Genomic DNA, 24,587 nt, shown 5'->3' on the forward strand with positions numbered 1-24,587 from the left:
GCTCTTGGCCTTCCCATGCCCGAATCCTCGCCAGCGCGGGCGCCGGTCCAGGACCTTTCGGGCTTCGGTTAAGGTAGGCGGGGTAGAGAGCGCCGGCAAGCACGAGGCGAATCTGTCGAGCGGACTGTGAGGCAGGCGCTCCGCGAGGGGATCGCCACACCGGCCGCGCACGCCTGTGTGACAACGATAGCCTTCCCGTCACATGCTGGGTGGGTTCTGCCATCTGTAGGACAGGCCGGAATTACAGTCAGCTATAACGACAAGCTCAAGACTACCCAAGCATTTGCTTGGATAGTATTCATGGAACACCGTGACTCGGCGGGCGCGTCGAAGTGCGCGGGAAGGCGGCTTGCGCCCGTGTAACGGCTTGATATATGCGGAAAACCCTCAGGCTTCAGTTATTGGGCCGCGACAGGCAGGAAACGTATGGCCAAGGACAGTAGCGGCGAAATGGAGATGTTCCCGGTCGTGGACCAGACGGCGCGGCCGGGCGTGATCTTCCGGTTGACCCTGTTCATTCTCGTCCTGACAGCCGCGGCAGCGCTCTTTTTCCTGTTCCAGGAGCCGCTCGGGGAAACCTTCGTTCTGATCGCCCTCGCTATCCTCGCCACAGTCGGCGTCGGCTTCCTGTTCGCCGCGACGATCGGCTTCGTCCACATCGCGCCGCGCGCCACGGGCGACGAGCTCGCACGGGCCTTCATCGACAGCATGCCGGAGGGTCTGCTGGTCACGGACGCCAAAGGCCGCATCCTCTACGCCAACCAGGCCTACGCGGCACTGACCGGGGCTACCTCGTCGGCCGACGTGAAGACCGTGGAGGCGCTGCTCTCCGACAATCCCGAAGCCGCGCCCACGATCGAGCGGCTGGCCGCCGCCGTGCGGGACGGGAAGCCGGCGGACGGCGAGTTCCGCTTGTCCCGCTCCATCCGGGCAGGCGCCGAACCGGGTGCGCGCTGGTATCGCGCGCGGGCACGGGTATTCAAGCTGCCCGGCCAGCGCCGGCCGGTGACGGCCTGGGTGCTGAAGGACATCTCGCAGGAGAGGGCTGAGCAGGAGCGCTTCTTCCTCGATCTGCAAAAGGCGATCGACCATCTGGACCAGGCGCCGGTTGGCTTCTTTGCCGCCGATTCGGAGGGGCGCCTTACCTACATCAACGCCACGCTTGCCGACTGGCTGGGCATTGACCTCGCCAAGTTCGTGCCGGGCTCCGTTGCTCTGTCCGAGATCGTCGCCGGCGACGGCATGGCGCTCGTCCACTCCTTCAAGCCGGAGCAGGGCTCCACGCGCACGGGCGTCATGGATCTCGACATGCTCACCGTGACGGGCGAGGCGCTGCCGGTGCGCTTCATGCACCGCGTGTCGGCGAGCCGCGACGGCAAGCGCGGCCCCAGCCGCACCATTGTGCTCAACCGCTCCGTGGGCGAGGATGCCTCCGCCGCGCTGCGGGCTGCCGAGGTACGCTTCACGCGTTTCTTCAACTCCACACCCATGGCGATCGCCAGCGTCGATCGCGAGGGCCGGATCTTGAGCACCAACGCGCCGTTCCTGTCGCTGTTCGGCAGCGTGGTGGACAGCAGCGCCATCGAGCGCCGTATCCCGCTCAAGACCGTAATCCACGAGCGCGATCGCGAAGCCTTCGAGGCCGCGCTCGAGAAGGCCAAGCAGCGCCAGGCGTCCATTCCTCCGATCGACACCGTGCTCCCGGACAACGAGGAGCGCCACATGCGCTTCTACGTCAATGCGGTTGCCGATTACTCGGAAGGAGTTGAAGAGGCGGCCATCGTCTACGCCGTGGAGACCACCGAGCAGAAGGCGCTCGAGAACCAGATGGCGCAGAGCCAGAAGATGCAGGCGGTTGGGCAGCTCGCCGGCGGCATCGCGCACGACTTCAACAACGTGCTCACCGCCATCATCATGGCGTCGGACCTGCTGCTGACCAACCACCGGCCGTCTGATCCGTCCTTCCCGGACATCATGAACATCAAGCAGAACGCCAACCGCGCCGCCTCGCTGGTGCGGCAGCTGCTTGCCTTCTCGCGCCGTCAGACGCTGCGTCCGGAGGTGCTCAACCTCACCGATGTTCTCGCCGACCTGCGCATGTTGCTGCAGCGGCTGATGAACAACAGCGTCGAGCTCAAGATCGAGCATGGGCGCGACCTGTGGCCGGTGAAGGCCGACCTCGGCCAGTTCGAGCAGGTGATCGTCAACCTCGCCGTCAACGCGCGCGACGCCATGCCCGAGGGCGGCACGCTCACGGTGCGCACGCGCAACGTTTCGGCCGAGGAAGTGCCCGGCTTCAACTACCGCGAGCTGGCGCCGGGCGATTACGTGCTGATCGAGGTGGAGGACACCGGCACCGGCATCGACCCCGAAACGATGAAGAAGATCTTCGAGCCCTTCTTCACCACCAAGGAGGTGGGCAAGGGTACCGGTCTCGGCCTGTCGATGGTCTACGGCATCGTCAAGCAGACGGGCGGCTCGATCCATTGCGAATCCGAGGTGGGCAAGGGCACGACCTTCCGCATCTTCCTGCCGCGCCACGTTCCTGCCGAAGCCGAGGTGGCTGCCCAGGGGGCCGCCGCGGCGAAAGAGCAGGCGAAACCCGCCAACCGCGATCTCTCCGGCTCCGCCCGCGTGCTCGTCGTCGAAGATGAGGACGCCGTGCGCCTCGGCAGCGTGCGGGCGCTCACCTCGCGCGGCTACGAGGTGTTCGAGGCGACTTCGGGCACCGAGGCGCTCGAAATCTTCAAGGAACTCGACGGCCAGGTGGATATCGTCGTCTCCGACGTGGTGATGCCGGAGATGGACGGGCCGACGCTGCTGACGAAGCTTCGCGAGATTCAGCCCGACATCCGTTTCATCTTCGTCTCGGGCTACGCCGAGGACGCTTTCGCCAGGAACCTGCCCGAGGACGCCGTCTTCGGTTTCCTGCCCAAACCTTTCTCGCTCAAGCAACTGGCGACCACCGTCAAGGAAATGCTGGAAGAGAAGAAGTAGGGCACCAGAATTGCTCCGCACTGGAAGCCCTTCTTGCAAGTCTCAGGTCCCGCTGTCTGGCACCAGCGCGGCGTGCGCGGTTATCTTCCCACACCGCGGGTAAAACGAAAATCGGCACCTGGCTGAGCCAAGTGCCGATTCTTGCGAAAGGGGGGTATCAGGCGCGGCCAGGAATGAGGCCCCTGCAATCACCCCGCCGTTGCATCCCTCCACATCTCGATCACGCCGTCAGCCACGAACTGAACCGCGAGCGCGGCGAGGATCAGACCCAGCAGGCGGCTGAGGATCGAGCGGCCGGTGGATCCGAGAAAACTGTCGATGGCGTCTGACAGAAGGAAGACCAGATAGGTCAGCGCGCACAGCGCCAGCAGGATCAGGCAGAGCAGGGTGAGGCCCATCACGCCGGGCATGCTGCCCGAAATCAGCAGCGTTGCGGAGATGGCGCCGGGCCCCGCGATCAGCGGAATGGCGAGCGGGAAAGCCGCGATGTTGTGGATCATGTCCTTGGTGATGGCCATCTCGGCGCTCTTCTCCTTCCGCTCGGTGCGGCGCTCGAAGATCATGTCGAAGGCGATCACGAACAGCAGCAGCCCGCCGGCCACGCGGAACGCCGGCACGGAAATGCCCAGTGTCGTGAGAATGGATTTCCCGAAGAGCGTGAAGATAACCAGGATCAGAAAGGCGATGACGCTCGCGCGCGCCGCCACCTGATTTCGCTCCTGGCGCGTCATGCCGGTGGTCAGGGCCAGGAAGACCGGGGCGAGGCCAGGCGGGTCGAGCGTCACGAGAAGGGTAACGAATGCATTTATGAGTTGTTCAAGTGAGGGCATTATGGCTTTCCACTACTGATCGGGCACGCAATCTCGAAAAAAGACTGTCATGAATATTGATAAAAAACCTGGTTGAATTCCAGAGACAGGCTCATATCACTCCACTCTCACGACTTCATCCTATATTTCAAGAACCGTTGCCATGACGATAGACATTGGAAAAGCCGCTTGTTCATTGCTTGATGACAGGCGCGTCCGGCATCGCGATCTTCCTCCGGTAGGCCTTATCGGCGGGAGCGACGCGCAGAAGCGGTACTGTATCGGGGGCGGGACGGTGGCCGTCTCCGGGCTCTCGGCGCTGCTTTTTGCCCGGGGAAGGGCAGGCGGAGGAAAGGCGTGACCGCAACATAATTGCCGCAGCCTTGCAAAGACCGATATTGTATTGAAAATGATTAAGTTTTCCCCGGTTATTGTGAGTCATCAGGTTTGGCGTTTTGGCCGGAACTCCTATATAAGAGCATATGATTCTTCTGACATTAGTGTGATCCAGCTTTGACCGATCAAACCACAGAGAGAGGGCCCGGCGAGCCCGACGACATCGAGCCTGTATCCATCATCGAGGAGATGCGGCGCTCATATCTCGATTACGCCATGAGCGTGATCGTCAGTCGTGCGCTGCCCGACGTCCGCGACGGCCTGAAACCCGTTCACCGGCGCATCCTCTATGCCTCCTACGAGAGCGGCTATCACTGGAACCGCAAGTACGTGAAGTCGGCCCGCCCGGTCGCCGACGTGATGGGTAAGTATCACCCGCACGGCGACGCGGCGATCTACGACGCCCTCGTGCGCATGGCGCAGGACTGGTCCATGCGCCTGCCGCTGATCGACGGGCAGGGCAACTTCGGCTCCATCGACGGCGACCCGCCCGCAGCCATGCGTTATACCGAGGCGCGCCTCACCAAGGCCGCGCACGAACTCCTCGAGGACATCGACAAGGATACGGTCGACTGGCAGGAGAACTACGACGCCTCTACCCAGGAGCCGCGTGTCCTGCCTGCGCGCTTCCCGAACCTGCTTGTCAACGGTTCCGGCGGTATCGCCGTGGGCATGGCCACCAATATTCCGCCGCACAACCTGGCGGAGGTTGTCAACGGCTGCCTGGCGCTGATCGATAATCCGGCGATCACGCTGCCGGAGATGATGGAGCACATTCCCGGCCCGGATTTCCCTACTGGCGGCATCATCCTCGGGCGCGGCGGCATTCGCGCGGCCTATGAGACGGGCCGCGGCTCGATCATCATGCGCGGCAAGACCTCGATCGAGAACACCCGCGGCGACCGTGAGGCGATTGTCATCAGCGACATCCCGTATCAGGTCAACAAGGCGCAGATGATCGAGAAGATGGCCGAGCTCGTGCGCGAGAAGCGCGTCGAGGGCATCTCCGATATCCGCGACGAGAGTGACCAGCAGGGTTACCGCGTGGTGGTCGAGCTGAAGCGCGACGCCAACGCGGAAGTGGTGCTCAACCAGCTCTACCGCTTTACGCCGCTGCAGACGTCCTTCGGCGCCAACATGGTGGCGCTGAACGGCGGCAAGCCCGAGCAGATGGGCCTGCTCGACATGCTGCGCGCCTTCGTGTCCTTCCGCGAGGAAGTGGTCACGCGGCGCACCAAGTATCTGCTGCGCAAGGCGCGCGAACGCGCCCACGTGCTCGTGGGCCTCGCCATCGCCGTCGCCAACATCGACGAGGTGATCGCGCTCATCCGCGCGGCGCCCGATCCGCAGACGGCCCGCGAGCAGTTGATGACCCGTCGCTGGCCGGCAAAGGACGTCGAAGCCCTGATCCTGCTTATCGCCGATCCGCGCCACACGATCAACGAGGACGGCACCTATAACCTGTCGGAAGAGCAGGCGAGGGCGATCCTCGACCTGCGCCTCCAGCGCCTGACCGCACTGGGCCGCGATGAGATCGCCGACGAGTTGAACCAGATCGGCGCCGAGATCAGCGACTACCTCGACATCCTGTCCTCGCGTCCGCGCGTGCTGCAGATCGTCAAGGACGAGCTCATCGCCGTCCGCGACGAGTTCGGCACGCCGCGCCGCACGGAGATCGTCGAGGGCTTGGGCGACGTGGATGATGAGGACCTCATCCAGCGCGAGGACATGGTCGTGACCGTGACCCACAAGGGTTACATCAAGCGCGTGCCGCTGTCCGTCTACCGGGCGCAGGCGCGCGGCGGCAAGGGCCGCTCCGGGATGTCCACGAAGGACGAGGATTTCGTCACGCAGCTGTTCGTGGCGAACACGCACACGCCGATCCTGTTCTTCTCCTCGCGCGGCATAGTCTACAAGGAGAAGGTCTGGCGCCTGCCGCTCGGCACGCCCCAGTCCACCGGCAAGTTCCTGCGCAACCTCCTGCCGCTGGAGGAAGGCGAGCGCATCACCACCATCATGCCGCTGCCCGAGGATGAAAGCACCTGGAGCGAGCTGGATGTGATGTTCGCCACCACGCGCGGTACCGTCCGCCGCAACAAGCTGTCCGACTTCGTCCAGGTGAACCGCAACGGCAAGATCGCCATGAAGTTTGACGACGAAGGCGATGAAATCCTTGCGGTTTCGACCTGTGCGGAAGACGACGACGTGCTGCTGACGGCGGCGGGTGGCCAGTGCATCCGCTTCCCCGTGACCGACGTGCGCGTGTTCGCGGGCCGCAACTCGATCGGCGTGCGCGGCATCAATCTGGCGCCCGGCGACCGCGTGATTTCCATGGCGATCCTAAGCCATGTGGAAGCAGCGCCGGCTGAACGCGCCGCTTACCTCCGCCAGGCGATTGCCGAGCTGCGCTCGGGTTCGGATCCGGATGCGGCGGAGGAAATCTCGCTCACCAACGAGGATGTCGGCGAGGAGATGGCGCTGTCCGCGGAACGCTACGAGGAACTCAAGGCGAGGGAACAGTTCGTGCTTACCGTCAGCGAATACGGCTACGGCAAGCGCTCTTCCTCTTATGACTTCCGCGTCATCGGCCGCGGCGGCAAGGGCATCCGCGCGACGGACGTCTCCAAGCGGTCCGAGATCGGCCCGCTGGTCGCCGCCTTCCCCGTCGGCCACGACGATCAGATCATGCTTGTGACTAGCGGCGGGCAGGTGATCCGCGTGCCGGTACACGGTATCCGCATCGCCAGCCGCGCCACCAAGGGCGTGAAGATCTTCAACATCGCCGATGGCGATCGCGTCGTATCCGTCGAGCGCATTTCCGAGCCCCAGAACGGCGAGGGAGAGCAGAACGGCAACGGCGGCGAGCCGGACGGCGACGGCCCGGAAAGCGCTGGAGCCACCGACGCCTGAGGATTTCGGGCCTGACGGAAATCAAGCGGCCTGCCCGGACATGGCCGGGCAGGCCGCTTCTCTTTTGATCGGGGGGCTTATCAAACGGTGAGTTTGGTCATCCGCCGGGAGGGCAGTGTGCAGGGGCTGGCGATCCCTCCGCAGGTGTATCGTCCCACTGCGTGCTGATCCGTTTGTGCTCGGCTTCGGCGTTAAGCCGGCTGATCGTCACGGCTATCATTACGACGGTCATGGTCAGGGCCAGGGCGAGTATGAACATCGGGAGCTCCATAGGTGGCTGGCCATAACCATCGGGGGCCATTTCTAGTTCCTGCTCTTCGCCACCTGATGTCACACAGTTCCGTGAAAGAACTGCTAATTCCCGCAAAGGTTGTCCACCATCGTGTTCCTGTGTATCGAGGCGAGAGGCAGGGCGATTGCGCCTGCCGGACGCGCGTGTCGCTGAGGCGTGACGGCGACGTCCGCAGATCTGCCATGTTCCCCCGCCTTATTCCGATTGCGTTGAAGCATCACAGAAGCTACTAAACCACGCATGACTATGCGCATCGCCCTTTATGCAGGATCGTTCGATCCCATCACCAACGGCCACCTTGATGTGCTCAGGGGAGCGCTTACGCTGGCGGATCGGATCATTGTCGCCATTGGCATTCATCCCGGAAAGAAGCCGCTGTTCAGCTTCGAGGAGCGGCTTCGGCTCATCGAGAAGGCTGCTGAGGCGGAGTTCGGCGAAGAGGGAAAACGCATTTTCGTGGTCGCCTTCGACGGTCTGGTGGTGGATGCGGCGCGTGCGCATGGCGCGTCGATCCTGATTCGCGGGCTGCGCGACGGCACCGACCTCGACTACGAGATGCAGATGGCGGGTATGAACCAGGCGATGGTGCCGGAGGTTCAGACCGTGTTTCTCCCGGCAAGCCCGGCGGTGCGCATGATCACGGCGACGTTGGTGCGGCAGATCGCTTCCATGGGTGGCGACATCGGTCCGTTCGTTCCGGCAAATATCGCGGACGCCCTGCGCGAGAAATTTTCCAACCGCTAACTGAGCAGGAACCAGACCATGAAACTTGTGAGCCTCCTGGCCTCCGCGTTTATCGCCGCGAGCATAACCTTCGCGGGCTCCGCCAGCGCGGCAGACCCCGAAAACACCATGATTATCGAGCTGTCGGGCGGCGGCGAGGTGGTCATCGCCCTGCGTCCAGACCTCGCGCCAAAGCATGTGGAGCGCATCAAGCGCCTTGTCCGCGAAGGGGCGTACGACAATGTCGTCTTCCACCGGGTGATTGACGGCTTCATGGCGCAGACCGGCGACGTGCAATTTGGCAATACCACCAAGGGTTATGATCCCGCGCGGGTCGGCACCGGCGGATCGGATCTGGGCACCCTGCCGGCGGAATTCTCGAAGGAGCCGTTCGAGCGCGGTGTCGTGGGCATGGCGCGCGCCATGGATCCGAACTCGGCCAATTCCCAGTTCTTCATCATGTTTGCCTCTGCCCCCCACCTCAATGGCCAGTATACAGTTGTGGGACAGGTCGAGCAGGGCATGGAGAACGTGGACAAGATCAAGCGCGGCTCGGGGCCGAACGGCACGGTGAGCGACCCGGACCGCATGGTGCGCGTGCGCATTGCAGCAGACGAACAGTAACAACAGTGTCGGGCATTGCGCCCGGATAGGAAGGACCTTCCCATGGCGGAAATCAAAGATCCCGAGAACACGATCATCATGGAGACCACGAAGGGCCGCGTGGTGATCGAGCTCTTCCCCGACGTAGCGCCCGCTCACGTCGAACGCATCAAGACGCTGGCCCGCGAGGGTTTCTATGATGGAATCGTGTTCCATCGCGTCATCGACGGCTTCATGGCGCAGACGGGCGACCCCACCGGCACCGGCATGGGAGGCTCCGAGCTTCCGAACCTCAAGGCCGAGTTCAATGCCAAACCGCATGTGCGCGGCACCTGTTCCATGGCGCGCGCGATGAACCCGAACTCGGCCAATTCGCAGTTCTTCATCTGCTTCGACAAGGCGCCTTGGCTCGACCGCCAGTATACGGTCTGGGGTCAGGTGATCGAGGGCATGGAGAACGTGGACAAGATCAAGCGCGGCGAGCCCGTGCGCGATCCGGACTCCATTGTCACCATGCGTGTCGCTGCCGACGTGGCCTGATGTTCAGCCGGGTTACGACAGCTCTGGCCATTGTTTTAACAGCCTCCGGTGGCGCCCATGCCACCGGAGCCATCGACTGTACCGATCCGGAAGGACGCGCCTCGCTCGAACTCACGCTCGGCTCGGTTCCGGTCCTCGCTGTCGTCCGCGCGGTGATATCGGCGGACGAGCGGCAGTGGATCACGGCCACCGAGGGCGAAAACGCCATCGCCGTGGGCCAGGCCTTCAGGTCGGACGACGAAATTCGCATTGACTTCACCGACCTGAATGTTGAAAGGATCGTCGCCGAGGTGCGGCTGTTCTCGGCTGACGAGGGTCGGGATCACGCCACGGCGGGCGTTCTCAGAATTGCCGATGTCGGCGTCTATCCGCTCGTGTGCATCGGGCCGTGACCGGCCGGGCTTTTGCAAGTCTCGCCACAATTCGTCTCTGAACACGGGCAGTCCTGAAGCGGGTCCCTGAACCCGTCAGGTTCCGTGAAACTTGTTCTTGCGAGGGAAAGGTGCGCGTCGATCTGTTTGACTTCGATCTGCCGGAGGACCGCATTGCGCTGCGGCCGGCGAACCCGCGCGACAGCGCCCGGCTTCTGGTGGTGCGGGGAGACCGCTTCGAGGACAGGATCGTGCGCGACCTGCCGGAATTCCTGCGTCCGGGCGACGCCCTCGTGTTCAACGACACCAAGGTCATTCCGGCGCGGCTCACCGGCCGCCGCCGCCGCGGCGAAGCTGTCGCGCAAATCGAGGCCACGCTGCACATGCGCGCCGGTCCCGACCGCTGGAAGGCGTTCCTGCGTCCCGCCAAGCGGGTGAACGTGGGCGAGCGCATCGAATTCGGCCATGAGGGGCGCGTCTGCCTCCTCGGCACGCTGGCTGCCACCGTCGCCGAGAAGGGCGAGGGCGGCGAGGCCCTGCTGGTGTTCGACTTCCACGGTCCGGTGCTTGACGAGGCCATTGCCTCGCTCGGTCATATCCCGCTTCCTCCCTATATCGCGTCGAAGCGCGAGGAGGACGAGCGCGACCGCGTCGACTACCAGACCATCTACGCGCGGGAAGAGGGAGCCGTTGCGGCTCCCACCGCGGGGCTTCATTTCACGCCCGAACTGTTCGAGCGCCTGGACGCCATGGGCATCGAGCGGCATTTCGTGACGCTGCACGTGGGGGCGGGCACCTTCCTGCCGGTGAAGGCGGAGGACACCAGCGAGCACAGGATGCACGCCGAGATCGGCGTGGTGACCCGCGAGACCGCTGAAGCGCTCAACGCCGTGCGTCGGCGCGGTGGGCGTATCGTCTCCGTTGGCACGACGTCGCTGCGTCTGCTGGAAAGTGCAGCGGTCGAGACCGGCGAGATCGCCCCATGGTCCGGCGCCACCGACATCTTCATCACGCCGGGCTACCGCTTCCGGGCGGTTGACGTGCTTGTGACCAATTTCCACCTGCCGCGCTCGACGCTCTTCATGCTGGTCTCCGCCTTCTGCGGGCTGGAGCGCATGAAAGCGGCCTATGCGCATGCCATTGCCAACCAGTATCGCTTCTATTCCTATGGCGATGCCTCATTGCTTTTCCGGGAAGACCAGTGACGACTGACACGTTTCAATTCCGCGTCCTTGCGACGGACGGAAATGCCCGTCGCGGCGAGATCACCATGCCGCGCGGCACCATTCGCACGCCTGCTTTCATGCCGGTGGGCACCGGCGGCACGGTGAAAGCGATGTACATGGACCAGGTGCGCGAGCTGGGCGCCGACATCATCCTCGGCAACACCTATCACCTGATGCTGCGGCCGGGCGCGGAGCGCGTGGCGCGGCTCGGCGGCCTGCACGAGTTTGCCCGCTGGCCGGGACCGATCCTCACCGATTCCGGCGGCTTCCAGGTCATGTCGCTGGCATCGCTGCGCAAGATCACCGAGGAGGGCGTGAAGTTCCGCTCGCACATCGACGGCAAGGTCTTCGAAATGAGCCCGGAGCGCTCCATCGAAATTCAGGGGCTGCTCGATTCCGACATCCAGATGCAGCTCGACGAATGCGTGAAGCTGCCCGCCAAGGACAGGAAGATCGAGCAGGCGATGGAACTGTCGCTGCGCTGGGCCGAGCGTTGCAAGGTGGCCTTCGGTGACCAGCCAGGCAAGGCCATGTTCGGCATCGTGCAGGGCGGAGATAAGCCCAAGCTGCGCGAGCGTTCCGCGGAGGCGCTGAAGGCCCTTGACCTCAAGGGCTATGCGGTCGGCGGCCTTGCCGTGGGCGAGCCGCAGGAGGTGATGCTCGAAATGCTGGAGATCACCTGTCCGATTCTTCCCGCCGACAAGCCGCGCTACCTGATGGGCGTCGGCACGCCGGACGACATTCTGAAATCCGTGGCGCGCGGCATCGACATGTTCGATTGCGTGATGCCGACCCGCGCCGGCCGGCACGGCCTCGCCTTCACCCGCTTCGGCAAGATCAACCTCAAGAACGCCCGCCATGCGGACGACCCGCGTCCGCTCGATCCTGAGAGCGATTGCCCAGCCTCGCGGGATTACAGCCGCGCCTATCTGCATCACCTGGTGAAGTCGAACGAGCTTCTTGGAGCGATGCTGCTGACCTGGAACAATCTCGCCTACTATCAGCGGCTGATGCAGGACATCCGCGATGCCATCGAAGCCGGCCGCTTCGCCGACCGTGCCGCGGAAATCCAGGAAGGCTGGGCGAGGGGCGATCTCCCGCCGGTGTGAGGCGGTTTTCCCTTTTCCTTACCCTGAGCTTGTCGAAGGTAGGTTTGTCGAAAGGGGGCGCACGAAGCCGAGACTGTCGCAGGGATACGGGCCACTGAGCCCGTTACGCCTGCCGTAACCACACGTGACCAGACAGTTCTGATCCATACTTTTGCGCCGGCTGCGGGCGCCCTATAACAATCAGGGGCGTCCGGGGTCGCGATCGCTGCCGGAGCGGATATGGCTCGTGAATCTGTCGATCTTCTGGTGGTGGGAGGCGGCGTCAACGGCTGCGGGATCGCGCGCGACGCCGCGGGGCGCGGCTATTCGGTCGTGCTGGCCGAAATGGGGGATCTCGCGAGCGGCACGTCTTCCACATCCAGCAAGCTCATCCACGGCGGACTGCGCTATCTCGAGCACCACGAGTTCCGGCTGGTGCGGGAGGCGTTGCGGGAGCGCGAGGTACTGCTTCACATCGCGCCGCAGGTCATCCGTCCCGCTCGCTTCGTGATCCCGGTCCGCAAGGGAATGCGCCCGGCGTGGCTGATCAGGCTCGGCCTGTTTCTTTACGACACCATCGGCGGACGTTCGACGCTCGGCCGCTGCCGCTCGGTCAGCCTGCGCGAGAGCCCGGCAGGCAGGCCGTTGAAGGCGGATCTGGTTCGCGGCTTCGAGTATTCCGACTGTTACACCGACGATGCGCGGCTCGTGGTGCTGAACGCCATGGATGCCGCCCTGCGCGGCGCGCGGATCATGACCCGCACGCGCTTCCTGTGCGCCGAGGCAGACGCAGGCCAGTGGCTTGCGACGCTGGAAGACGTGGAGACAGGTGAAACGCGCGCCGTGCGGGCGCGGATGATCATAAATGCCGCAGGCCCCTGGGCCGGCACCGTGCGGGATCTCGCAGGCGTGGCGAACTCGCCGGAAAGGCTCAGGCTGGTGAAGGGCAGCCACATCGTCATTCGCCGGAAATACGAGGGACGGCAGGCCTATGTCTTCCAGAATCTGGACCGGAGGATCGTCTTTGCCATACCCTTCGAGGACGATTTCACGCTGATCGGCACCACGGACGAGGATTTTTCGGGCGATCCCCATGAGGCAGGGATCAGCGACGGCGAAATCAGGTATCTCTGCGAAACCGCCAGCGCCTATTTCTCAAGGCCGGTTGTGCCGTCCGACATCGTCTGGTCGTTTGCTGGCGTTCGGCCGCTTTACGACGATGGGTCCAGCCGGGCGCAGGATGCCACGCGCGATTACGTCCTGAAGGTAGAACGACACCGGGCCGCGCCGCTGCTCAACGTATTCGGCGGCAAGATCACGACCTATCGCAGGCTTGCCGAAGCGGCGCTCGACCTGGTCGGCGGCGAGATCGGCAGCAGGGGTGAGGCATGGACCGCTGCCGCACCCTTGCCGGGCGGCGATTTTCCCGCGGTGCGGCGGGAGGTGCTTGTCGCCTCGCTCGGAGAGGAATTTCCGTTTCTCTCGTCCTCCCACGCGCGCCGCCTCGTCCGGCAGTACGGCACGCTCGCGCAGGATGTTCTCGGCAATGCCAGGCAGATTGAGGACCTTGGCCGGCATTTCGGCGCCAGTCTGTACGAATGTGAACTGCGCTATCTGGCGGCCCGGGAGTGGGCTCGGACGGCCGATGACGTGTTGTGGCGGCGCACGAAGCTCGGGCTTCGGCTCGATGCTCGCGAGCAAGCGGAGGTGGCCTGCTTCATGGAAAGCCTGCGCGCGGATTCAAGGGAAAGCCCAGCGGGCGCTGCCCGGAGAACGCGGGCACGCCATCCGTAATCCATATTGATTGCGTCAGCCTGCGGCGACGCACTACCATCGCGCGATCGGAAAAGGGGCGCGAGCTCCGGCAACAGGGAGAAGGAGGCCGCATGACACGGTTTGTCCTGGCGATCGATCAGGGAACCACCTCGACCCGCTCAATTATCTTCGATGGCAACATGCGGGTTGCCGGCATCGGGCAGCTTGAGTTCCCGCAGCACTATCCGCGGTCCGGCTGGGTGGAACACGATCCGGAGGACATCTGGGACACGACCGTGGAGACCATGCGGCTGGCGCTTGCGGGTGCGGGGCTCGGCGCGCGCGACATCGCGGCCATCGGCATCACCAACCAGCGGGAAACCGTTATCCTGTGGGACAGGGAGACGGGCAGGCCGATCCACCGTGCGATCGTATGGCAGGACCGGCGCACGGCGGATCTTTGCGAGCGGCTGCGGGCTGCCGGCCACGAGGGGATCTTTGCTGAGAGAACGGGCCTTTTGCTCGATCCCTATTTCTCGGGCACCAAGATCGCCTGGCTGCTCGACAACGTCTACGGCGCGCGGCAACGCGCCGAGGCAGGCAAGGTTCTCGCCGGCACCATTGACACGTTTCTCATCTGGAGGCTCACGGGTGGCAGGGTGCATGCCACCGACGCCACGAACGCCTCCCGCACGCTGCTCTATGACATCCGCAAGAACGCCTGGGACGGGGAACTGGCGAGACTCCTCGGCATCCCGCTTTCGCTCCTGCCGGAGGTGCGCGACAGTGCGGACGATTACGGCGTCAGCGACCGTTCGCTATTCGGCGCGGAAATCCCCATCCGGGGCGTGGCCGGCGACCAGCAAGCGGCGACCATCGGACAGGCCTGTTTTCAGCCGGGCATGATGAAATGCACCTATGGCACCGGCTCCTTTGCGGTTCTGAACACCGGCAGCACCCTGGTTCCCTCCAATAACCGGCTGCTTGCCACCATCGCCTACCGGCTCAATGGCGAGACGACCTATGCGCTGGAAGGCTCCATCTTCGTGGCCGGCGCTGCCGTGCAGTGGCTGCGCGACGGATTGAAGATCATCCGGGAAGCTTCCGAATCCGGCAGGCTCGCCGGGCAGGCGGACAACACGCAAGCCATCTATCTCGTGCCCGCCTTCGTCGGACTCGGCGCGCCGCACTGGGATGCCGAGGCCCGTGGGGCGATCTTCGGCCTCACGCGCAACACCGGTCCGGCCGAACTTGCGCGTGCTGCCCTCGAGTCCGTTGCCTTCCAGACACATGATCTCGTCGATGCCATGCGGAAGGACTGGCAGGGCCGCGACGGGGGCAAGGCCCATGAAACCGTCCTTAGGGTTGATGGCGGCATGGTTGCCAGCGACTGGACCATGCAGTGCATCGCCGACATTCTGGCCGCCCCGGTGGACCGGCCGACCATTCTCGAAACCACCGCGCTTGGGGTTGCATGGCTGGCCGGCTCCGCTATCGGCGCCTGGCCGGGGCAGGAGGAGTTTGCCCGGCAATGGTCGCTTGAGCGGCGGTTTCTCCCGCAGATGCCCGAGGATATTCGCGCGCACAAGCTCGCTGGCTGGCGTGACTCTGTTCGTCGGACACTGTCACGGTAGGGCCAAGGCGGATCGGCGCTTCATGGCATCGAGGAGCGATGGCCGCCCTTCGCCTCTATCCTGAGCTTGCCGAAGGATGAGTGCAAAAGCTTCCCAGCCCCTCTTGCTTGGACCGGGAACCGGGTGCGGGTCTCAGCGATCATCATCGGGCCAAAGTCCTTGGCCCCATGTGTGAAATCGCAAAACGCTCCTGAGACCATCCTGCATCCCGAAACGAGAAGGGCGGGGAAAACCCCGCCCTTCAATTTCGGTCAGACTGCCTCCGCTCAGCGCAGCCGGCCGCTCGCATGGGCGAGCATCGTGTAGACCTTGCCCGTATCGGACGTGAGGTAGGAGTGCCAGGCCGAACCATCCCGGTCATCGCGCTCCACGTCGTTCAGCAGTCGCTCGAAGTCGCGGCAGAACTGGTCGACGGCGGAGCGGAAGGAAGCATCCAGGCGGTACTTCTGCTGGATGTTGTCGAAGGTCTGCTGGCCCTTGAGCGTGTAGAGCCGGCGGGTGAAGACGTTCCGCTCGCCGCGGCGGTAGCGGTCCCACAGTTCCGTGGCCGCCTCAGCGTCGATCGCGCGTGCGATCTCGTGCGACAGCGAGTTCAGCGAGTCGGAGATGTGCGGCTCCTGGCGAGAGGCCGCAGCCTTCACCGACGACGGGTTGACGAGATCGTCATCCGAGGCGCTGCGCAGCAGGTCACGGATCCAGCCGCCGCCCTGGGCTTGGGACCGCTGGGAGGCCGCCGGCTGCGGCTCGACGGTCCTGGCGGTGCGCAGCGGAGTAGGGCGGTCGAGCACCTGTGCTGCCGTTCCAAGCGGCGCGGCGGACGCGCGCGGCATGGCAGGAGCCCGGGCGGGTTCCGCCGCCGGCTGCAGACGGCCGGTCTTGGCGACGATGTTGGACAGCTCCTTGAGGGCGTTGATCTGCTCGGAGATGGCGCGGCGCATGGCGGAGGTGGACTGCTTCGCCTCCTCGGGCAGCTCGACGATGTTGCGCTTGACGTCGGCGCGCGTCTTTTCGAGCTCCTCACGCACTTCGGACGCCGTGCGGCGGATTTCCTCGGTCGCGCTGGTGAAGCGGCTGGCTGCGTTCTCGAAGACATCCTCGATCGACTTGCGGATTGCGTCGGCCGACTGGCGTGAACGCTGCGCGGTCCGCTCGACCAGGTTGTCGATGAGGCCGTCGAACGACTTGATTACGCGCTCAAGCTGCTCCGACTTTTCGACCAGTCCGTCCGCGAGGGAACGCAGGGCTTCCTGGCGGCCTTCGATATTGTTGACAATGCCGTTCTGAGCCTTCTCGAGCAACTGAGACGCGCTCTCGAGGATGCGGCTGTGGTTCTCGAAGCGGCTGGCGATGTTCGACAGGGCGTGCAACGTGCGCTCCGAGAAGTCGGCCAGACGGCCCGAGTTCGCGGTGATGAGGCTGGCCGAGTTGGAGAAGGTCTCGGCAGCCTTCTGCGCGTTCTCCGCAAAGGTGACGGCCGTGGTGGACAGCTTCTGGTCCACCTGGGTCATGTTGCTGGTGACCGTGCGCACCATGTCGGCCAGCTTGTCGCCGGAAACGCTGAGGTTCTCCAGCAGTGCCTCGACGTCGCCGGTGATGCTGGCCCGCGCCCGTTCGACCGCGTGCAGCGTATCGGCCGTGCGATCGGCCAGTGCGCTGATGAGGGCGGCATTCTGCTGCTGGAGCCGCTCGGCACTGCGGGCGGTGACTTCCTCGATCGCGCGCTGGAACTCCGCGCCGCCAGCCTCGAAACGCTCGACCAGCGGACGTGCCGTTTCGTCCAGGATGCGGGAAATCTCGAGGCTGCGCTCGGCCAGCACCTGGTTGAGGTCAAGTGTACGCTGCTCCAGCGTGCGGACGGCTTCGCCCGTACGGTTGGCGATGTGCTCGTTGACGGCGGTGAAGGTCTGGCTGATTGTGTCCGCGGCCGAAATGAGGTTGTTCTGGCTGCGGGCAAGCTGCTCTGAAACCTGGGTTGCCGCCTGTTCGGCGCTGTTGCGCAGCTGTTCCTCGACCTCCCCGAGGCCCTCGCGGATGAGGGAGGCGGTGCGCTTGATTGTCTCGCCGAGATGGTTCTCGGCCTCGAAGCTCGCGTGGACGAGGGCGCTGGAAACGGCGCCGGCCGTGGTCCGGACACGCTCCTCGATCTGCTGGAAGCGCTCGATCGCGTTTTCCGCCTGAGAATCCAGCTCGCTCGTGGTCATCCGCGCACGCTCGATGATGCGCTCGTCCATCTCGTTGAAGGCGCGCTCGAAGTTCTGGATCTGCGCGGACAGGACGTTCACGGTCTCGTGGGTGCGGGCACGGATACCCTTGTCCACGTCCGCGAAGACCTGGGCGATGGCCTCTCCGCGGCTTTCGAGCGCCTGCGCGGCCTGCGCGACGCGTTCGACAATGCGGCGGTCGATATCGTTGAAGTGCTCGCCAAATTCGTTGGTCCGCTCGGCCACGCGCATGGCGGCCGCGTTGAGAACCTGGTCGAGCTCGCCGACCTTTTCGCCGAGGGTGGTGGCGGACTGGGTCACCGAGGCGGCAAAGCGGTTGTCGACGACGTCCATGACGCGCGCCGCCTCATCGCCGAGCGTGCTGGTGGCTTCGAGCATCTTCTCACGCAGCGCGCCGGCCGCGTTGAGGGCGCTGTTTTCCAGCGTCTGGCGAATGCGCTCGACGCCCACCGACAGCGCGCCGTCGAGTTCTCGCGCGCGACCCTCGATCTGGTCGATCTGGCTCGCGAAGGTGGCGTTCACCTCGCCGATCTCCGTGCGGATGGCCTCCGTCAGGCGGGCCTTCTCCGCATCCAGCCGTGCCAGGTCGCTTGTGATGGCCGTGCTCAGATGTTCGCCGGCGCTGTTCAGGCGCTGCACCTCCTCGGAGATGCGCGAGCCAACCGTTGCCGTCATCTGGCCCAGGCGGTTGAGGCCGGTGTCGATCTCCTCGGACAGCTTCTGGTGCGTCTCCCCAAGGGCGTTGAGCTGCTCATTGAGCACGGTCTCGACGCGGGCATGAACCGCGCTGAACTTGTTCAGATCCTGGTCGAGGCGGGCGCTGAGGCGGATATGACCTTCCTCGATAGCCTTGGCGAAATCAGCAGCCTTGTTTTCAAGCAGGCTCGACGTTGAGGAAGCCAGATTCGCGACGCTGCGGCTGATGACATCCTTGCCGCTTTCGATGACCCGGGCAATCTGATCCTGTCCCTGGGCGAAGGCGGTCGCCACTTCGCGCGTCCGGGCGACGAGCGCTTCATTGATCGCGCGGGCGCGCGTCTCCAGGGCGCTGTCGAGGCGCTGCAGGCCGGCATCGAGGGCTTCAGCGCGCGCATGGAGACCCTCAAGCAGGGCGCCGCTGCGGTCGGTGAGCCGGGTTTCGATCTCGCCGATGCGGGAGTCGATCTCCTTGCCGACATTTTCGGTGGCCTTGTCGAGCGACGACACGAGTTCGGAGCTGCGGTTGCTGAGCACATCGTCGAGAACGCGCGCTGCGCCGTCGACCTGGGACGCGATCGTCCTGATGCGCGAATCCATGATCTCGGCCACCACCGATCCGGAGGAGGAGAGGGTGTTGGCCAGCTCCTCCGTACGCTCCTGCAGGGTGCGCGCGACGGCATCCGCCGTGTCGCCAAGGCGATGGGCCATTTCCATGGTCTTGTCGCTCATGGCGGCGATGCGCTCGTCGAACTTGGCCGTGACGACGTCACCGGACGCCCGCAGCTGCTTCTCTATGGTCTCGGTACGCTCGTCCAGAGCCTCGGCGAGCGTCTTCGCAGTCGCGGAGACGCGGTCAATCAGGCCCTCGGTGCGCTGGGTGAAGGTGGCGAGGCCGTTTTCCAGCACGCCGGCCACGCCGGAGCCGGAGGCCGCAAGGCGCTCCTCGACGGCCTTCGCGTGCTTGTCGAGAGCGGAGGCCATGGACTCGGTCGCGGTGGCGACGCGCGAGACAAATCCTTCCGCCCGGTCGTCCAGCGCGGCAATGCCGGCTTCGAGCGCATGCACCACGCCCGTGCCGGAGCTGGACAGGCGCTCCTCGACCGCCTTCGCATGCTGGTCCAGACTGGAGGTAAGCTCCTTCGTGGCGCTGGACACGCGGTCGACGAAGCCCTCCGTCCGCTGATCCAGGTTGGCCAGGCCGGCCTCCAGGGCGCGGGCCAGTCCCATGCCGGAGGTGGCAAGACGCTTCTCGATCGCGACGGTGCGCTGGTCGAGTGTGGTCGTGACACTCTCGGCGGCGGTTTCGATGCGGCTTGCCAGCTGTTCCGCCTGGCTGTCCAGCGACGAGAGGCTGTCGCGCAGGATGCCCGACACGTTCTCGGCCGTCGCGACCAGTTGCTTCTCCACGGCGTCCGTGCGGTCGTCAAGGATGGCCGAGACGGTGCTGACCGAGCTTTCGATGCGGCGGACGAACCCGTCGGTCGTCTCGTCGAACGAGGACAGCGACGATTCCAGCAGGTTTGCCACGTCGGCGCCGGAAGCGGCAATGCGGTGCTCGAGGGCCGCGGCCTTGCGGTCAAGCGCTTCGGTGACCGAGCCGGTTGCGGAATCGACGTTGCTCAGGAACTTTTCCGTCCGCTCGCTCACGGTCTCGATGCGGCTGTCGAGCAGGGCGGCGACAGCCTCGCCGGACGTCTTGAGGTTCTCGGCGAGGGACGACGTCTTGTCCTGGAAGGAGCGCGCCAGCTCGTTTGCGGTCGCGTCGAGCCGGGCAAGGAAGCTGTCGGCGTTTTCCCCGATGTCCGCGAGACGGGACTCCAGAAGCTCGGTGAGATTGCTGCCGGTGGAGGCGAGGCGCGAGACGAGCTTTTCTCCGGTCTCGGTCATGGCGCCCGTGAGCGTGTCGCTGACGCCTTCGATCCGGTTCAGGAAACCGGACACGGTCTCCGACAGGTTGGAGAAGCGGCTGTCCAGGAGATTGGCGATCTCGCCGGTGGAGTTCGACAGCTCGTCGCTGAACGCCGACGCCTTGGCCAGGAACGACTCCTGAAGAGCCTCGCCCTTGCTGCCGATGCGGCTGACGATGTCTTCGCCCGACTTGCTGAGGCTTTCCGCGAGCTTCTGCGCCGCGGCATCGACGCTGCTGCGGATCTGATCGCCAGCGGCTGCGAGTTCCACCTTCAGCAGGGCGTGGGCATCGGTGATGGAGGCGCGGACCCGTTCGGCGTGGCTGATGATACCCTCGCGCTCGCTGCCCAGACTGTCGACGAGCAGGCGGATGCGCGATTCATTCTCCGAATAGGCGCGCTCCAGCTCGTTGACCTCGGTCTGAACCAGCGTCTCCAGCTCGATGGCGCGCGCGAGCGTGCGCTCGATGCCTTCGCCCATCGCCTGGACCTCTCGGCGGACTGCCTGGCCCACGGTCATGATGCGTTCATGCGCGATGTTGTCCGGCTCCAGAAGGCGGCTGGCCGCCTCGGCGATCTGCTGGCTGGCGAGGCGCATTTCCTGCGCGCGGCGCATCATCACCGCGAAACCCCAGAAGGGGATCACCGGAAGCAGCGCGGCCAGCCAGGTGCCGATGAGCTGCGGCTTGTCGGCAACGTTGAAAACCGCCGAAGAGGTGAACAGCTCGGAGCCGAACAGTTTCTGGCCCAGGAAGAGTGTTCCGCCGACCCAGATGGTCGAAAGAGCGGTGGTTGCCCAGTAGATGGTGCGGGGCAGCCGCTGCTCGGCAAGCAGGCGCGGGCGATCGGGACGCTGCTGATCGTCGTTTGCCGGCGCAAGCGTGAGCGGAGTGGAAGGCTTGGCCGCGGCCGCCGCCGTTTCCTGCTGGGTGGCCGCGCGCGGCTTGACAGTTGCCGGATTCAGGGTGGACAGGTCCACCGGTTTTGGTTGCGCCATGTCGCCGTCAAAGACCATCGAGAAATCCTCATCCGCAGCGACGTCAAGCTCCGCCGCCTGGCTTTCAGGATCGTCAGATGGATTTTCCGAGGCTGCTGCGCGGCTTTCGCGTGCCAGCTCCTCTGCGGCGAGGGAGATTTGAGCCTCCAGATCCTCGAGCGAACTCGGGATTTCCAGCTCTTCCTCGGCGTCGAGCAGTTCGGAAGCATCAAGTGTCAACGCATCTTCGAGTTGATCGAACGCTTCATCCTGCTGGCTGATTCTTTTTGTATTTCTCGCCATTACGCCGTCCCTCTACCTGGGCCGCATCCAGACGCAACACGATCCGGCCCGTATCCATTACGCGACAACTGTACCGTACTTTACCGGATACCGTACTGTCAGAGACGTGAGATGGAAATACGCTACGCGCTCGATCTACAAAAGTTTAAAGATAAAGTTAACGACCCGGGCGCGCGGCATAAAATTTGTTATAATGCTCCGAGTGAAACCAGACACGGAACGCGCCGTGACCCCAACACCCGATGCTTCTATCCAACGGACCATTGATCTGGAACATCTGGAGCGTCAGACACTGTACGACAAAGCGCTGCAAAACGAAGTCCTGGGCCTGTTTCATCAACAACTTCTATCCGCGCGGAGCGCGATCCCGGCCGCGACCGGGCGGGAACGTCTGGACCTGGCGCATAGCCTGACCGGCGCGGCCCGCTCGGTGGGTGCCTTTTCATTGGCCGACGCGCTCGAGGCTTTCCAGGATGCTCCATTCGACCCGAAGGCGGCGGGCCGCGTTCTGGATCTCATTGACCGCGTGATTGAGACGGTCGATGCCATCAGGGCATTGTCATCCGAGAAAGGTTGAACTTGCGCGCGGCAGCCGTTATCTCCGCGTGGCAGAAGAACCCAAGCCCTCAAGATGGCGGACGCGTCCCGTCTGCCTTCATGTCCGGAAACATCAATGGCAAAGATCACTTACATAGCCCCCGATGGCCAGGAGTTTGTTGTCGAGGCAGCCGCCGGCACGACGGTGATGGAGAATGCGGTCCGCAACGACGTACCCGGTATCGAGGCGGAATGCGGCGGTGCCTGCTCCTGCGCGACCTGCCACGTCTATGTCGACGAGGAATGGATGGACGCCGTCGGCCAGCCGGAAGTGATGGAGGAGGACATGCTCGACTTTGCCTATGACGTACGTCCGAACTCCCGGCTTTCCTGCCAGATCCGCGTCACCGACGCGCTGGATGGCCTGATCGTGCGCATTCCCGAGCGCCAGGGCTGACGGCTGCCGCGTTTCCTCCGGACGGTTTCCCGTCCGGCACATTTTTCATGAACGGTGCGATGAGGCGCGGGCGCTGTAGGGCTCGCGCTTTGCATCTCGGGTCGCAAAGAGCGCGAGCGGCCGGCTTCAGTACCGGAGCCGGCCGGCTTCGATCTGTTCCATCCGGTAGTTGAGCAGGCGCTCCAGCCGGCTTTCGAAGTTGATTGATTCCACCTCGTCGAAGTGATCCTGCTCCGCATCGTGCTGGGCGAGAACTCGGGTCGTTTCCTGCTCCACCCTCTGCGACAGATCCTTGCAGGAGCGCATGCGGGGAAGGGCCCGCAACGTCTCTTCCAGCTTGCGGGCATAATTCTTGGCAATGCCGAGGTGGCTTTCCTCGTGCCGCTTGATGTCCGCCGCCAGCGTATCCCAGATCAGCTGCAGCCCTTTCGTCGCTCTGCGGCGGTCGCGCCAGCGGGGCAGGACGACCTTGGCCCTCACCGTCACCTGCGCATCGTCCACAACACAGCGGTCATTGTATTCCCGATACCGGACGCGCGTGGAGAACTCCATCGTCGTGGCACCCGGATGCCGTTCGCCGGAATTGTCGATGGCCGGCCCGTGCATGCTGATCTGCTTTTCGATGTCTTCGATCGTGGTGCCGCGGACATTGTAATAGCTGTAGCTGCGCACCAGCGAGGCGGCCTCGCCGGGAATGGCCATTGCGGAAAGCAGGGACAGGGCGAGCAGAATGCGTTTCATGATGACTCCAGACATTCACCTTGCGGCAAGGGTCAGACAAAGGCAAACACTTGGAGATCGCTTTCTGTTGATGAGCCGATATCCCCGAAATGCGGCCGGATCTCAGCCGCTGACCAGTGACTGACAGGGATCCCGCCTATATATGTCATCGTGCACGGCAGGCAGGGGGATCAATTGTCTGGACACATAACGAACGGCATGCGGGCTTATCTCGGTCTCGGCGGCAATCTCGGCGATCCAGCCGCCAATATGGCGCAAGCGTTGAGGTTGCTCGACAGCCGCGATGACACCACCGTTGAACGGGTTTCCTCGCTCTACCGCACCAAACCGTGGGGCAAGCTCGACCAGCCCGATTTTCTCAATGCGGTGGCCTGTGTGACCACGGCCCTGCCGGCCCGCGAGCTTCTTGGCGTCTGCCTCGACATCGAACGGGCTCTGAAACGCGAGCGGCGCGAGCGGTGGGGACCGCGCCTCATCGACATCGACGTTCTTCTCTACGGCGATGACACGATCCGGGAGCGCGATCTGGAGATTCCGCATCCGCGCATGACGGACCGGGCCTTCGTGCTGGTGCCGCTCTTGGAAATCGCACCGGACCTGATCATCGGCGGCAAGCCGGTTGCTGACTATGCGGAAACGGTCGGCGACCAGGGAATCGAGAAGCTGGCGGCGGGCGACAGCTGGTACAGGACCGATTGGTCTGAAGGGCGAGTCTGAAAGGGTCTGCGGGCAGGGCTGACGGGCGCCGTCAGTTCCCGCTCGCCATCTTGGTGTTCACGCGCTTCAGCGTCATGCCGATGACCGGCACGAGCTCGTCGTCGACCTGGACGGAGATGGTGACGTTCATCTTGTCCTGGTCCACCATGTGCGCGCTCATGGCGCCCGATAGCTTGTTGCGCAGGATCCTGAAGATAGCCTTGTTGTTGCGGATGTTTCCGCCTACCACATCCAGACCCTGTCCGGCCGCGCCGTCGAGGAAGGTTCCGGTGTAGCCTTTGCCGGACCGCTGCACCCGGGCCGACATCTCCTGCGTCAGCATGCCGACGCGGCATCCGCCATCGAGCGCCATGCCGACCTGGCCCTCGGGATTCTCGCCGTTGAAGGTGCAGACGAACTTTGTGCCCTTGTACTTTCCGGCCACGATTTCGCCAGGTCCGGTCCACTTGCCGGACACGCTGCGGAAGAATTGCTCATCCGACGATGCAGCCACCGACACCGAGCCGAGGGTCATGACAGCAACAAGAGAAGATACGGCTACATTTCGGAACATGGGTAGCGACCTGACAAGGCTGAAGCCAACAGTTCTACAATGGAGTGTTTTGGTTAACACATTCTCACCGTTGCTTCATCGTGATCCGCTGAAAACGGGAGCATGGTGAAATTCGCTGCGCTTTGCAATCC

At 64.2% G+C, this 24,587-nt stretch carries 17 protein-coding genes; 13 read left to right on the forward strand and 4 right to left on the reverse strand.

What is annotated here, in order from left to right:
- Positions 1-426: 426 nt before the first annotated feature.
- Positions 427-2,997, forward strand: coding sequence for a cell cycle histidine kinase CckA (gene cckA / locus ABD906_RS03660; protein WP_345098264.1), 2,571 nt, complete (start codon positions 427-429; stop codon positions 2,995-2,997).
- Between the two features lie 188 nt (positions 2,998-3,185).
- On the opposite strand, the gene ABD906_RS03665 is transcribed toward cckA, so the two are convergent.
- Positions 3,186-3,827 carry a MarC family protein gene (locus ABD906_RS03665; protein ID WP_345098265.1) on the reverse strand — a complete coding sequence of 214 codons (642 nt, stop codon included), beginning with the start codon at positions 3,825-3,827 and terminating at the stop codon, positions 3,186-3,188.
- 492 nt (positions 3,828-4,319) lie between these two features.
- Here ABD906_RS03665 and gyrA point away from each other — a divergent pair, with 492 nt between their 5' ends.
- The 9 genes from gyrA to glpK all read left to right on the forward strand — a co-directional run bounded on the left by gyrA (position 4,320) and on the right by glpK (position 15,344).
- Complete coding sequence (gyrA, locus tag ABD906_RS03670) at positions 4,320-7,112, forward strand: DNA gyrase subunit A (protein WP_345098266.1); 2,793 nt, start codon at positions 4,320-4,322, stop codon at positions 7,110-7,112.
- A 538-nt stretch (positions 7,113-7,650) separates the two neighbouring features.
- Positions 7,651-8,148: a pantetheine-phosphate adenylyltransferase gene (coaD, locus tag ABD906_RS03675; RefSeq protein WP_345098303.1), complete on the forward strand. Its 498-nt coding sequence runs from the start codon at positions 7,651-7,653 to the stop codon at positions 8,146-8,148.
- Positions 8,149-8,166: 18 nt separating this feature from the next.
- The gene (locus tag ABD906_RS03680) at positions 8,167-8,751 is read left to right on the forward strand and encodes a peptidylprolyl isomerase (RefSeq protein WP_345098267.1); all 585 of its coding nucleotides are present in this window, start codon (positions 8,167-8,169) and stop codon (positions 8,749-8,751) included.
- Positions 8,752-8,793: 42 nt separating this feature from the next.
- The gene (locus tag ABD906_RS03685) at positions 8,794-9,270 is read left to right on the forward strand and encodes a peptidylprolyl isomerase (RefSeq protein WP_345098268.1); all 477 of its coding nucleotides are present in this window, start codon (positions 8,794-8,796) and stop codon (positions 9,268-9,270) included.
- Positions 9,270-9,662 (forward strand): hypothetical protein, encoded by a 393-nt coding sequence (locus ABD906_RS03690; RefSeq protein ID WP_345098269.1) that lies wholly within the window; start codon positions 9,270-9,272, stop codon positions 9,660-9,662. The genes ABD906_RS03685 and ABD906_RS03690 overlap by 1 nt, the downstream gene beginning before the upstream one ends.
- 110 nt (positions 9,663-9,772) lie before the next feature.
- On the forward strand, positions 9,773-10,846 hold the full coding sequence (queA, locus tag ABD906_RS03695) for a tRNA preQ1(34) S-adenosylmethionine ribosyltransferase-isomerase QueA (RefSeq protein WP_345098270.1): 1,074 nt from the start codon (positions 9,773-9,775) through the stop codon (positions 10,844-10,846).
- Positions 10,843-11,976: a tRNA guanosine(34) transglycosylase Tgt gene (tgt, locus tag ABD906_RS03700; protein ID WP_345098271.1), complete on the forward strand. Its 1,134-nt coding sequence runs from the start codon at positions 10,843-10,845 to the stop codon at positions 11,974-11,976. The genes queA and tgt overlap by 4 nt, the downstream gene beginning before the upstream one ends.
- A gap of 219 nt (positions 11,977-12,195) precedes the next feature.
- Positions 12,196-13,749 (forward strand): glycerol-3-phosphate dehydrogenase, encoded by a 1,554-nt coding sequence (gene glpD / locus ABD906_RS03705; protein ID WP_345098272.1) that lies wholly within the window; start codon positions 12,196-12,198, stop codon positions 13,747-13,749.
- A gap of 92 nt (positions 13,750-13,841) precedes the next feature.
- Positions 13,842-15,344, forward strand: a complete 1,503-nt coding sequence (gene glpK / locus ABD906_RS03710; RefSeq protein ID WP_345098273.1) for a glycerol kinase GlpK — start codon at positions 13,842-13,844, stop codon at positions 15,342-15,344.
- A gap of 266 nt (positions 15,345-15,610) precedes the next feature.
- On the opposite strand, the gene ABD906_RS03715 is transcribed toward glpK, so the two are convergent.
- A complete protein-coding gene (locus tag ABD906_RS03715) occupies positions 15,611-21,451 on the reverse strand; it encodes an apolipoprotein A-IV repeat region-like domain-containing protein (RefSeq protein ID WP_345098274.1) in 5,841 nt (1,946 codons plus the stop codon).
- Positions 21,452-21,677: 226 nt separating this feature from the next.
- On the opposite strand from ABD906_RS03715, the gene ABD906_RS03720 reads away from it, so the two are divergent.
- Together ABD906_RS03720 and ABD906_RS03725 are read left to right on the forward strand one after the other, a co-directional pair.
- Positions 21,678-22,028, forward strand: coding sequence for an Hpt domain-containing protein (locus tag ABD906_RS03720; protein ID WP_345098275.1), 351 nt, complete (start codon positions 21,678-21,680; stop codon positions 22,026-22,028).
- Between the two features lie 96 nt (positions 22,029-22,124).
- Positions 22,125-22,445 carry a 2Fe-2S iron-sulfur cluster-binding protein gene (locus ABD906_RS03725; RefSeq protein WP_345098276.1) on the forward strand — a complete coding sequence of 107 codons (321 nt, stop codon included), beginning with the start codon at positions 22,125-22,127 and terminating at the stop codon, positions 22,443-22,445.
- A gap of 126 nt (positions 22,446-22,571) precedes the next feature.
- Here the strand turns inward: ABD906_RS03725 and ABD906_RS03730 are convergent, their stop codons facing one another.
- Entirely contained in the window at positions 22,572-23,186 is a 615-nt protein-coding gene (locus ABD906_RS03730; RefSeq protein WP_345098277.1) for a DUF922 domain-containing Zn-dependent protease, read from the reverse strand.
- A gap of 198 nt (positions 23,187-23,384) precedes the next feature.
- On the opposite strand from ABD906_RS03730, the gene folK reads away from it, so the two are divergent.
- Positions 23,385-23,903, forward strand: a complete 519-nt coding sequence (folK, locus tag ABD906_RS03735; RefSeq protein WP_345098304.1) for a 2-amino-4-hydroxy-6-hydroxymethyldihydropteridine diphosphokinase — start codon at positions 23,385-23,387, stop codon at positions 23,901-23,903.
- Between the two features lie 31 nt (positions 23,904-23,934).
- On the opposite strand, the gene ABD906_RS03740 is transcribed toward folK, so the two are convergent.
- Complete coding sequence (locus ABD906_RS03740; RefSeq protein WP_345098279.1) at positions 23,935-24,417, reverse strand: hypothetical protein; 483 nt, start codon at positions 24,415-24,417, stop codon at positions 23,935-23,937.
- Positions 24,418-24,587 lie beyond the last annotated feature (170 nt).

The sequence above is a fragment of the Chelativorans composti genome (genome assembly GCF_039541695.1).
Classification (GTDB): domain Bacteria; phylum Pseudomonadota; class Alphaproteobacteria; order Rhizobiales; family Rhizobiaceae; genus Chelativorans; species Chelativorans composti.

What these genes read in the sequence shown, in the direction of transcription:
- cckA (WP_345098264.1), top strand. Translation starts at nt 427, where the DNA reads ATGGCCAAGGACAGTAGCGGCGAAATGGAGATGTTCCCGGTCGTGGAC.
- ABD906_RS03665 (WP_345098265.1), bottom strand. Translation starts at nt 3,827, where the DNA reads ATGCCCTCACTTGAACAACTCATAAATGCATTCGTTACCCTTCTCGTG.
- coaD (WP_345098303.1), top strand. Translation starts at nt 7,651, where the DNA reads ATGCGCATCGCCCTTTATGCAGGATCGTTCGATCCCATCACCAACGGC.
- ABD906_RS03680 (WP_345098267.1), top strand. Translation starts at nt 8,167, where the DNA reads ATGAAACTTGTGAGCCTCCTGGCCTCCGCGTTTATCGCCGCGAGCATA.
- ABD906_RS03685 (WP_345098268.1), top strand. Translation starts at nt 8,794, where the DNA reads ATGGCGGAAATCAAAGATCCCGAGAACACGATCATCATGGAGACCACG.
- ABD906_RS03690 (WP_345098269.1), top strand. Translation starts at nt 9,270, where the DNA reads ATGTTCAGCCGGGTTACGACAGCTCTGGCCATTGTTTTAACAGCCTCC.
- glpD (WP_345098272.1), top strand. Translation starts at nt 12,196, where the DNA reads ATGGCTCGTGAATCTGTCGATCTTCTGGTGGTGGGAGGCGGCGTCAAC.
- glpK (WP_345098273.1), top strand. Translation starts at nt 13,842, where the DNA reads ATGACACGGTTTGTCCTGGCGATCGATCAGGGAACCACCTCGACCCGC.
- ABD906_RS03715 (WP_345098274.1), bottom strand. Translation starts at nt 21,451, where the DNA reads ATGGCGAGAAATACAAAAAGAATCAGCCAGCAGGATGAAGCGTTCGAT.
- ABD906_RS03725 (WP_345098276.1), top strand. Translation starts at nt 22,125, where the DNA reads ATGGCAAAGATCACTTACATAGCCCCCGATGGCCAGGAGTTTGTTGTC.
- ABD906_RS03730 (WP_345098277.1), bottom strand. Translation starts at nt 23,186, where the DNA reads ATGAAACGCATTCTGCTCGCCCTGTCCCTGCTTTCCGCAATGGCCATT.
- folK (WP_345098304.1), top strand. Translation starts at nt 23,385, where the DNA reads ATGCGGGCTTATCTCGGTCTCGGCGGCAATCTCGGCGATCCAGCCGCC.
- ABD906_RS03740 (WP_345098279.1), bottom strand. Translation starts at nt 24,417, where the DNA reads ATGACCCTCGGCTCGGTGTCGGTGGCTGCATCGTCGGATGAGCAATTC.